Consider the following 9,293-nt stretch of genomic DNA (forward strand, 5'->3'; position numbering starts at 1 on the left):
AATTTGCACTAAGTACCAAGGGTCAATCTTAGTGAGTTCAAACACATCATCAACGCTCATACCATGGCGCATTGCATCAGCAATGTACCAAATACGCTCTGCACCTGGCTCACGTAATTCGCGGATGATTTTTTCTTTCGCTTTCGGGTCATCAAGTGCCACAATCGGGTTAAAGCCCGTTGCGCCTACTTCTAAACCACGTAATGCTTTTTGTAATGACTCTTGTTGGTTACGACCAATCGCCATTACTTCGCCCACTGATTTCATTTGCGTGGTTAAACGGTCGTTTGCACCGGCAAATTTTTCAAAGTTAAAGCGAGGAATTTTTGTTACTACGTAATCGATTGACGGCTCAAATGATGCAGGTGTTTTACCGCCAGTGATATCATTTTGTAACTCGTCTAACGTGTAACCTACCGCCAGCTTAGCTGCGATTTTAGCAATCGGGAAGCCCGTTGCTTTTGACGCAAGAGCAGATGAACGTGATACACGTGGGTTCATCTCGATGATAACCATACGGCCATCAGCTGGATTTACACCAAACTGTACGTTTGAACCACCGGTTTCAACACCAATCTCACGCAGTACTGCCATAGAGGCATTACGCATGATTTGGTATTCTTTGTCGGTTAGGGTTTGTGCTGGAGCCACAGTGATTGAATCCCCTGTGTGCACGCCCATTGGGTCAAAGTTTTCAATAGAGCAGACGATGATGCAGTTGTCTTTTTTGTCGCGAACAACTTCCATCTCATATTCTTTCCAGCCAATTAATGATTCATCAATCAATAGTTCGCTAGTTGGCGATAAGTCTAAACCGCGTTCACAAATTTCTTCGAACTCTTCTAGGTTATATGCAACCCCACCACCGGTGCCGCCCATAGTGAAAGAAGGACGAATGATACATGGCAAGCCAATGCGTGTCATAGTGTCGCGGGCTTCTTCCATTGAGTGCGCGATTTCAGCACGTGGACATTCTAGGCCAATGTTTTTCATCGCCTTATCGAAACGTTCGCGGTTTTCTGCTTTGTCGATTGCATCTGCGGTTGCGCCGATTAGCTCAACGCCGTGCTTAGCCAATACACCGTGCTTATCAAGTTCTAATGCACAGTTTAATGCAGTTTGACCACCCATAGTGGGCAGTACTGCATCAGGCTTTTCTTTTTCAATAATTTTTTCAACAACTTCCCAGTGAATTGGTTCGATGTACGTCGCATCGGCCATATCAGGATCAGTCATAATTGTTGCAGGGTTTGAGTTAACTAAGATAACTCGATAGCCTTCTTCTCTTAGTGCTTTACACGCTTGAGCACCAGAGTAGTCAAATTCACAGGCTTGGCCGATTACAATCGGGCCTGCGCCTAGGATAAGAATGCTTTTTATGTCGGTACGTTTTGGCATTGTTACTCCGGTATAATTAGTTGTTACGTGCTTGCATCAAGTCGATGAAGTGATCAAATAATGGCGCTGCATCGTGCGGACCTGGGCTTGCTTCTGGGTGACCTTGGAAGCTAAACGCTGGCTTATCAGTACGATGAATACCTTGCAATGTACCGTCAAATAACGATTTGTGCGTTGCACGTAGGTTATCAGGTAGGGTTGCTTCATCAGCAGCAAAACCATGGTTTTGTGCAGTGATCATGACTACATCGCGGTCTAAGTCTTTCACTGGGTGGTTACCACCGTGATGACCAAACTTCATTTTTACTGTTTTTGCACCTGAGGCGAGCGCTAACAATTGGTGACCTAAACAAATACCAAAAATTGGTGTATCTGTTTCTAAAAAGGTTTTAATTGCATCAATCGCATAGGTACATGGCTCAGGATCACCAGGGCCATTTGATAAAAAGATACCATCTGGATTAAGTGCTAACACGTCGGCTGCCGAGGTTTGTGCAGGAACAACGGTTAATTTACAACCACGGTCTACAAGCATACGTAAAATATTACGTTTTACACCGAAGTCATAAGCGACAACGTGAAATTTCTCATCTTCTGCGTGCAAGGTTTTAAACCCTTCACCCAGTGTCCAGCTTGACTCGCGCCACTGGAAGTTTTCCTTGGTTGAGACTACTTTTGCTAAATCCATGCCTTTTAAGCCTGGGAAGGCTTGCGCAGCTGCGAGCGCTTTGCTTTCGTCGATATCATCACCTGCTATAATACAGCCGTTTTGAGCGCCTTTATCGCGCAAAATACGAGTCAGTTTACGAGTGTCGATATCTGCAATACCTAAGATATTGCGTTGTTTCAAGTAATCATCTAACGATTGCTCGTTACGGAAATTACTTGCTAGCAGTGGCAAATCACGGATCACTAGGCCTTTCGCCCAAATGTGACTCGCTTCTTCGTCTTCGCTGTTAGTACCCGTATTACCGATATGTGGGTACGTCAAAGTTACGATTTGTTCCGCGTATGAAGGGTCGGTCAGAATTTCCTGATAACCAGTCATAGACGTATTGAATACTACTTCACCGACTGACATGCCGTCAGCGCCGATTGCAGTACCGCGAAACACTGTGCCGTCTTCTAGAACTAACAGAGCGGATTTAGTCAAGTTAACCTCCTAACAGTAAAAAACGGGAGTAAAGTCATTTGCTTTACTACCCGTTTATAGCGATTGGAAACACGCAATTATGAATTTTTGGCAAATTGGCGCTATTTTATAGTAATTTGCCTTTTAGGTCTAACCCTATTTCAATAATTACTAAAAATAAGCGCTATTAGCTAAAAAAACCACCAAAGCGCCAAAAAACCAAGAAAACTACTTCAAGTCAAGCACATCTTGCATATCATAAAGTCCCACCGGCTTATTTTTCAACCAGCCTGCAGCTCTTACTGCGCCTAATGCAAAGGTCATTCGAGAACTTGCTTTATGAGTTAATTCAAGCCTTTCGCCAGAAGTTGCGAAATATGCGGTATGTTCACCAACTATATCTCCGCCTCTGAGCACCGAATAACCGATTTCATTTTGCGATTTTTCTGTTTCTACTTTGCTACGATCAAACACTGCAACTGCATCGTGATCCCAGCCTTTTGCAGCGGCAATGGCTTCACCAATGGCTAAAGCAGTACCCGATGGTGCATCAATTTTATGGCGGTGATGCGCTTCAAAAATTTCAATGTCTAAATCATCACCAAATTTAGTCGCGGCGGTTTGCACTAAATTCAACAGTAGATTTACGCCCACACTGTAATTACGAGCAAACACAATAGGAATATGCTTAGCCGCCGCTTGTAACGCCAGCATATCGTCATCATTTAGGCCTGTTGTGCCAATTACCATCGGGATGTTTTCTGCCACGGCTGTTTTTAAATGCTCACGCATGCCCGCAGGAAGAGTAAAATCAATCAATACGTCAATATTGCCTACATTACGCTCATCACTGAAGTTAACGGTTGGAGGTGCTGCACTATTTAATTGATTAACAGCAATATTTAATAAAGGTGAACTGCTTCGTACATAGGCTGCTCCCAGCTCGGCATGATTATTTTTATGTGCGGCTTCAACTAATGCCAGCCCCATTCTTCCATTTGCGCCAAATACGCCGATTCGATTCATTTTAATTAACCTTTGCTTTTATGTTGGCTAGATTTTATCTAAAACTCATGTAATAGTCAGGTACGCCTTTTAAAATAATAATAACAGATACCCATAGACTTTAGCCATCTATACATTTAAACTTCTTTCTTTGCGCCGATTTGGTCTTTGGCTTGCGGGCGCTGTTGAGTTACTTATCACTTTGATAAGCACACAACTAAATGCTGCTAAAAGAAGGATGTTTTTGCTGCACTAGTTGTTTATGAGTTATCTAACGAGGAATATGATGCAGCCATCATTTAATAAAACTAATGCAAAGTTATCTTTGCTGCCGCTACTTACGTTTGTCGCCTTATTTTTAGGCGCGGGTTTATACCTGCAATCTCAAGGGGTTGATTACGCTTTTTATCAACTCCCTGCCCCTGTTGCGATTTTACCGGCGATTATGCTGGCGTTTATCCTGAATAAAAACACCATTAACCACAGTGTTGAAACCTTTATAAAAGGTGCTGGCCACAACAACATCATTACCATGTGTTTAATTTACTTGCTTGCAGGTGCTTTCTCCGCGGTAGCGGGTGCTACAGGTGGTGTTGACGCGGTTGTAAATGCGGGTTTATCACTTATTCCTTCAGCATTATTATTGCCTGGTTTATTTTTAATTGCAGCGGTTGTATCGACCGCCATGGGTACTTCAATGGGTACGATTGGTGCAATTGGCCCGATTGCTTATGCGGTATCGATAAAAACAGGCATTGATCCTGCTTTAATGGCCGGTACGATTGTATCTGGCGCCATGTTTGGTGATAATTTATCTATTATTTCTGACACAACCATTGCCGCAACCCGTACTCAAGGTTGTGAAATGAAAGATAAATTCCGTGAGAATTTAAAAATCGCCTTGCCTGCGGCTATCCTGACTATTGGTTTATTATTGTTTTTAACCCCAGCAGCACAAGCGGTCGAAACCAAAGATTACGATATTCTATTAGTACTGCCTTATGCATTTATTTTAGTGCTGGCGGTAATGGGCTTTAATGTATTTGTAGTGCTGTTTAGCGGTATTATATTTGCAGCATTGATGGGCTTTACTGGCAGCTATGAAGGCGCCAGCTTTGTGAAAGACATTTACAAAGGCTTTACGGATATGCAGGAGATCTTTTTACTGTCGATGTTTATTGGTGGCCTGTCTGAGTTTATTCGCATTAATGGCGGCTTAGATTACATAGCGCAAAAGATTCAAGCGATCACTAAAGTAATTGCTAAGTGGCACCGAAAAGTGGCTGATCAACTGGGTATTGCGGCGTTAGTGATGACTAGTAACCTGTGTATTGCTAACAATACCGTGTCTATCATAGTTGCCGGTCCTATTGCTAAAAAGTTGGCTGATGACGGTGAGATAAGCGGTAAGCGCTCTGCCAGCTTATTGGATATTTTCGCCTGTGTTACGCAAGGCTCTCTTCCTTATGGTGCACAAGCGTTACTACTTGGCGCGACATTTAAAATTAGTCCGTGGCAAGTATCTACTTCATCATACTACTGCTTTATATTGGCATTTACTGCGATTGCGGTGATTTGCTTACGTCGTAATAAAGCATAAATTTATTAAGCAGATACGCCAACTTTAGGCGTATCTGCTATAATCTCGTTTTTGGATTACTTAACAACCTTTAAATTCGAGATAAGACATTGAAAAAAACCGTCGTCTTCGCTGCCATTTGTTTGGCAAGCACCTCTAGCCAAGCGGCTAACTGGAGCAACACAGCATTACACCTTAACAATGGTGATTTTAAAAACCCATTCACAGGTCAAGAATCAAATACCACAATCGCATCACTGCAACATGCATCAGCCTATGATTATGGCGATAACTTCTTCTTTATTGATTATATTAATGACGCCACTGATGATGGTTATCAAGATAAAGACTTCTACGGCGAGTGGTACTCAACATTCAGCCTATCAAAAATATCCGGCAACGATATGTCTTATGGAGCGATTGCTGATATCGGCCTAACGGCGGGCTTTAACGCAGCCGGTGATTCTAAAGTTTTAAAATATTTACCGGGTGTAAAAGTAAACTGGCAAGCGCCGGGCTTTACCTTCTTATCAACCTTAGTGACGGCCTATATTGATGATAATGATGGCGTTGCTCGTGGTGGTGCGCCTATTGAGACTAACAGCTGGATGCTTGATGTGGCGTGGGGTTACCCGTTTTCGATTGGTTCGCAAAAATTTAATGTCACCGGTCATGTTGAATATATTGCTGAACGCGAAAATGAATTTGGTGAAGACGTAAAAGCGTGGATCTTAGCGCAACCTATTATTACTTGGGATTTAGGTCACGCCATCAGTATGAAAGAAAATACGCTATTACTTGGCCTTGAATGGCAATACTGGCATAACAAACTAGGCACTGATACCACAGAGTCGGTACCGCAATTTCATGTTGAGTGGACGTTTTAGCGAGTTAGCGAGTTAGCGAGTTAGCGAGTTAGCGAGTTAGCGAGTTAGCGAGTTAGCGAGTTAGCGAGTTAGCGAGAATAATAAAGCGCGATATCAATTGTATTGCGCTTTTTTATTACTTACGCCCTTAGCTTTATTTCATAAACACCTAAACGCTGATGCTGATGCTGATTAGCAAGGAAGATTGATGTCTCTTGTTGATAATATTTGAACTTCGCGCCTGCGCGTTGCACCACTTTGATACTTGCTAGGTTTTCCTCTAAACAGCAAAACTCGATGGCGTTTGCGTGACTATGCTTTTTTATATAAGGCACCATTTTAGCAAGCACTTGCGTGATGACTCCTTGCCCGCGTGCAAAATCAGCTAACCAATAACCGCATTCAGCAACTTTACTGTCTGGATCAATGTGTTTAATGCCAAATACACCGCTTAAGCGCTGCTGAACATATATCGCAAACCACTGAGAACCGGCTTTATTGCTGTGGAGTCGTTCATATATATAACGTTTAGTTGAATTAACATCTATTACGTCATCCACCCAAGGTAAAAATTGACTCAGATTTTCCCGGCTACCGGTAATAACGTGGTAAAGTTCAGCGGCAAAACTGATATCTAATGGCTTTAAAGTTATTGCGTCTGAAATCACTAGTTCCATTTACTCAACCTCAGCTACTTTTGCTAAACGCATATGGATCAGCGGAAACGGCTTTCCTTGGCCGTCTAATTCTGAGCGCCCTATTTGCTCAAAGCCTTTACTTAAATAAAAACCATGGGCTTTAGGGTTTTGCTCGTTAACATCAACATGCGTTGCCGCTAAATTATCAATCGCGTAATTGATTAATAACGTGCCCACCCCCTTCGCAAAGAAAGTGGGCTCAACAAACAGCATTTCAATATTGCCATCGGCAACACCAATAAAACCCATAATTTTATCATCTCGGTTTTTACAGCAATACAAAGTCACGGCATCAAAATAGTGCGCCAAAATCAGTGGTTTTAGTTCATCAATATGGTGTTGGCTTAAAAAATCGTGGGTTTGAGAAACCGAAGCCTGCCAAATATCAATGAGCGTTGGATACTCTTTTTTCTCTGCGGATTCAATATACATATTTGTTCCTTTAAATATGCCGTATTAAAGTTAACAAAAAGCAGCGAAACCGCGCTGCTTTTATAGTACTGACTTTTTAGTAGCTAATTTTGCGTCAAATAAAACGCTTAATAATAAAATCAACTTTGACACGCTTTGCTTGGCCTAACAGCTTTTTAACTGCTGGCGGATAATCATCCATGGTTTCTAAATCTTCTGCACCATTTAAACGACGACAATGCTGTAATATCTCGGCTCTTTCATTATCAATTGATGGCATGAGACTTTGCTCTGGATCTTCTAATAAAATACCATTTTCGATATCTAAACCCCAAGCGCGCGGATTTAAATTATGACCACTTAATAAGTGATATTTACGATCAGAGCATATACCTTTTAAGTGAAACGAGTTGCTTTCGTGCTGCCACAGATAGACATTTAAATTGCCGTTATTGATATGACGCTTTTGTGATTTTAAAAATTTATGCAAAATCGTTTCATATAAATACGGTAGCGCACCAATTTTGCTAAATGGTTCGCTTGGCGGCAGGTAAAAATCATTCGCGGTTTTATCACCCACTACAATGGTTACTTGCTTGCCTTGTTTGAGTAAGCGGCGTAATGACCGCATTAATGGCGCAGGAAAATTAAAGTATGGGGTATACAATACTAACTCTTGCTCGGTGGCATCAAATAACGATTTGATCACCCGATTGAGCTCATTATTACGACGGCCAAGTCCTAAAAATAGTCGTACGCCCAGTGCTTGCTCATTTTGCACAGTACTGTGAGCATAGCCCGCTTGTTTTAATGTACGCATCAATTGTTTTTGTACAATTTTAATATCATTAAACTTTGTTAGTGGCCGCGTATCAATACGTGGGACAGCCTCAGAGCTCAACAGCTCTTGTTCAATAAAGTTAATGATAGAATCACATAACGAAGCCTGCTTAAGCAAAAAGTAGCGATCTAATCGGTAACGGTCTTGGTACTGTAAATACACATTGTTTAAACTCGCACCGCTATACAGCAGCGTGTCATCAATTACAAAACCTTTTAAATGTAGTACCCCAAATAGTTCTTTGGCTTTTACTGGCACGCCAAATATTTGTACATTGGATTGATACTTTTCTTGGTATTCACAATATAAGCTGGCGTTTCCGTCTGACTTTGCAGCACCAATTAAACCGCGTTGAGCGCGATGAAAATCAACCAACACTTTGACTTCTAATGCTGGATTGGCTACTGACGCCAAATGTAACGCTGCTAGCACTTCGCGCCCAGCTTCATCATCCTGCAGATAAAGCGTGGTTATATAAATGCGGGTTTTAGCCTGCGCAATTAGTGCCAATAAATGTGTGCGATATTCTTGTGCATTGGTTAAGACGTTAACGTCTTTTGAAGTCAACCCGTACGCGGGTTTTTCCTGCCAAAATAACATAGTTGCCTATTCACTTAGGTCACCCGATTATAGGGTCACAAATCAAAATTAGTTAAAACATATCAAAAAAACACAGTTTGGTCATGAATTAACGTAACATGCTTCGTTAATACTCAATTAATAGCTCAGATATCATACAAATCGTACACTTATCACAATTCTAGTACACAATATTTGACAGCTTTGCGATTTAGAAAAAAAAATAATCGTCGCTTTTATTTACTTCCCCCTTGTTTCTCTTAAAATCGAGCGCATTAATACGCTATTGAAACGTTTAGGATAGAAATAACATGAGTGAAGTAAAACATTGTAAGTTACTAATTTTAGGATCTGGCCCTGCAGGTTACACCGCAGCAGTATACGCAGCGCGTGCAAACTTAAACCCAGTATTGATCACGGGTATGCAACAAGGCGGTCAACTTACAACAACGACAGAAGTTGAAAATTGGCCGGGCGATGCTCATGGTTTAACCGGTCCAGCATTAATGGATCGTATGAAAGAGCATGCCGAGCGCTTTGAAACTGAAATTGTTTTTGACCATATTCATACTGTTGATGTGTCTAAACGTCCATTTACATTAACGGGCGATCAAGGTACTTATACCTGTGATGCGTTGATCATCGCAACGGGTGCTTCAGCTAAGTACTTGGGTCTGGAGTCTGAAACTAACTTCCAAGGCCGTGGCGTATCAGCCTGTGCTACCTGTGATGGCTTTTTCTACAAAGGTCAAAAAGTGGCGGTTGTTGGTGGTGGTAATACCGC

9 protein-coding genes are annotated in these 9,293 nt (G+C 41.8%); 3 read left to right on the forward strand and 6 right to left on the reverse strand.

What is annotated here, in order from left to right; genetic code table 11:
* The 3 genes from carB to dapB form a co-directional block, all read right to left on the reverse strand.
* Positions 1–1,398, reverse strand: a 1,398-nt coding sequence (gene carB, locus ENH88_RS01085; protein WP_304178563.1) for a carbamoyl-phosphate synthase large subunit, incomplete at its 3' end; no start/stop codon positions are given.
* Between the two features lie 16 nt (positions 1,399–1,414).
* Positions 1,415–2,551: a glutamine-hydrolyzing carbamoyl-phosphate synthase small subunit gene (carA, locus tag ENH88_RS01090; protein ID WP_304178565.1), complete on the reverse strand. Its 1,137-nt coding sequence runs from the start codon at positions 2,549–2,551 to the stop codon at positions 1,415–1,417.
* Between the two features lie 207 nt (positions 2,552–2,758).
* Entirely contained in the window at positions 2,759–3,556 is a 798-nt protein-coding gene (gene dapB / locus ENH88_RS01095; RefSeq protein ID WP_304178567.1) for a 4-hydroxy-tetrahydrodipicolinate reductase, read from the reverse strand.
* Positions 3,557–3,821: 265 nt separating this feature from the next.
* On the opposite strand from dapB, the gene ENH88_RS01100 reads away from it, so the two are divergent.
* Both ENH88_RS01100 and ENH88_RS01105 read left to right on the forward strand, forming a co-directional pair.
* Entirely contained in the window at positions 3,822–5,135 is a 1,314-nt protein-coding gene (locus ENH88_RS01100; protein ID WP_304178580.1) for a Na+/H+ antiporter NhaC family protein, read from the forward strand.
* A gap of 89 nt (positions 5,136–5,224) precedes the next feature.
* On the forward strand, positions 5,225–6,001 hold the full coding sequence (locus ENH88_RS01105) for a nucleoside-binding protein (RefSeq protein WP_304178569.1): 777 nt from the start codon (positions 5,225–5,227) through the stop codon (positions 5,999–6,001).
* A 119-nt stretch (positions 6,002–6,120) separates the two neighbouring features.
* Here the strand turns inward: ENH88_RS01105 and ENH88_RS01110 are convergent, their stop codons facing one another.
* The 3 genes from ENH88_RS01110 to pssA all read right to left on the reverse strand — a co-directional run bounded on the left by ENH88_RS01110 (position 6,121) and on the right by pssA (position 8,530).
* On the reverse strand, positions 6,121–6,657 hold the full coding sequence (locus tag ENH88_RS01110; RefSeq protein ID WP_304178572.1) for a GNAT family N-acetyltransferase: 537 nt from the start codon (positions 6,655–6,657) through the stop codon (positions 6,121–6,123).
* Entirely contained in the window at positions 6,658–7,110 is a 453-nt protein-coding gene (locus ENH88_RS01115; protein WP_304178574.1) for a GNAT family N-acetyltransferase, read from the reverse strand.
* Between the two features lie 94 nt (positions 7,111–7,204).
* On the reverse strand, positions 7,205–8,530 hold the full coding sequence (gene pssA, locus ENH88_RS01120) for a CDP-diacylglycerol--serine O-phosphatidyltransferase (RefSeq protein WP_304178576.1): 1,326 nt from the start codon (positions 8,528–8,530) through the stop codon (positions 7,205–7,207).
* 290 nt (positions 8,531–8,820) lie between these two features.
* Here pssA and ENH88_RS01125 point away from each other — a divergent pair.
* Positions 8,821–9,293 (forward strand): FAD-dependent oxidoreductase (locus ENH88_RS01125; RefSeq protein WP_304178579.1); only part of this gene is annotated, 473 nt, incomplete at its 3' end.

The sequence above is a fragment of the Pseudoalteromonas prydzensis genome, assembly GCF_011050055.1.
GTDB classification, from domain to species: domain Bacteria; phylum Pseudomonadota; class Gammaproteobacteria; order Enterobacterales; family Alteromonadaceae; genus Pseudoalteromonas; species Pseudoalteromonas prydzensis_A.